At 35.9% G+C, this 1,715-nt stretch carries 2 protein-coding genes; both read left to right on the forward strand.

What is annotated here, in order from left to right; translation table 11 throughout:
• Window positions 1–1,030 precede the first annotated feature (1,030 nt).
• Window positions 1,031–1,219: a hypothetical protein gene (locus J2T13_RS26145; RefSeq protein ID WP_429375636.1), complete on the forward strand. Its 189-nt coding sequence runs from the start codon at window positions 1,031–1,033 to the stop codon at window positions 1,217–1,219.
• A complete protein-coding gene (locus J2T13_RS26150) occupies window positions 1,209–1,646 on the forward strand; it encodes a hypothetical protein (protein ID WP_429375637.1) in 438 nt (145 codons plus the stop codon). Before J2T13_RS26145 ends, J2T13_RS26150 begins: the two co-directional genes overlap by 11 nt.
• The last annotated feature ends 69 nt before the right edge of the window (window positions 1,647–1,715 follow it).

A 1,715-nucleotide genomic window follows, 5' to 3' on the forward strand; every position in this document is an offset into this window, starting at 1 on the left:
TCCAGAACGTGTTGGGCAGTATGTGAAATGATTTTTATCTCCCCTCGGGGAGAAGCCATATTAAAAGAGTTTACACAAAACTATTGACAGACCCTGATTAGCCAAAAGCATCAATTCAAGTGAGACCTCCTTTAAACCATCCTCCTCATGATCCGTATTTTTGCTCATTCGATTTATAGTAGAATATTCTTTTTTGTGTTCGTCAGTGAGTTTACCCGCAAAATGCAAGGCCTCGACATAGTAATTAATTCTTTCATATTACAATCCGTCATATATAAAAACTATTATGTAGATCTGCATATAAATTAAAAACGTATACCTCTTTGTTCTCAATACTACTAGAAAATGTATTGATGGCGACCTTACATCCTTCTACTAATGCATCAATAAAACGTTCTGCTGAGATTATTTCAATACTAGAAGGTTTTGTTAAGCTATGACTGGCATTGTTTCCCTCATATAACAGGAAGACCCATATTTATCAATAGGAGTTCTTTCTTCTAGCAATCGCCCTAGTAGCGCGCGCCTAAAGACTTCCTTTGGAAAGCTGCATCGGAAGCATATGCTTTGCCCCTAAATTTTCACCGCGAAGAGCGGTAAATTCAAAAAAATTAGGCTACAGCGATTAGCTTGGACAATTTCATCAGCGTAGCGTCATTAATCAATTCAATACATTTATCAAGCACTGTTATTGGTATTAAGCCGTAATATGTATTGATTTATTCTTTTAATGGTATATAGTGGTATTTATAACTATAATTGTTTCATATTTTTAATTTTGTGATATTTAGGAGGTGTAATCGAGCGAATTAACAAGAGGTAAGGAAGGTATTGGTAGTCTTTAGTTCGGTGTCTGCAATAATAACTTTCATTGGAGGAGATTTTAAATGAGTAATATAGGAAAACGACTTTTGGGTATTTGCTTCACATCCGTATTTGTATCAACTACGTTACTCGCGTCACCCAAGACCCTCTTACATCAAATGTAAGTACCTACTCATCACCAGAAAGCAAATCATTAGATTCAATTGTGGCAAAAGATTCAGTAGTACTTAAAGTGAATGTAGGTAGTAATGCTGGTGAAATTGGCTATTCGGAAAGTATGGAAGGTGGAGGGGAAGGCCCGGAGGCATTCACCATAGGTCCTGATAAAACAATATTTATCGTTGATAATGTTAATAAAAGAGTGAATATTTATAAAGAACCTGATGGATTATGATAGAGGTATCATTTACACAACATCATTGCAAGGTGAACTACTCCAAAGCGCTTCACTTTCAGATGGGATGGAAATTTTTTTGATGCAAAAACTTTATAAGGACGACACCAATAAGGTATGGCTCTACTATGATAATAACAGTTATCCAATTAGTGATTCCAACATAGATGTTCAAGCAAGAATTGCTGGATTCTATGACGCTAATACTGCGCCATTAACAATCAGCAAAAACAGAGATAGCGCTTCTGTTCTCTTAAATGGTAACAAAATTGATATTTCTTCCAATGAGTTGTTAGGGAGTATAGGTGTGCTTAATACTGACACGAACAAAAATCTATATCTGGATGTTTTTGAGCAAATAGATTCCTCGAAGGTACTTGGGGAATACACCGTAAAAAAATATGGGTCTGTCAATAGTTTTGTGTAAACTCTTTTAATATGGCTTCTCCCCGAGGGGAGATAAAAATCATTTCACATACTGCCCAACACGTTCTGG

Source organism: Paenibacillus sp. DS2015 (assembly GCF_050433705.1).
Lineage (GTDB): Bacteria > Bacillota > Bacilli > Paenibacillales > Paenibacillaceae > Paenibacillus_AQ.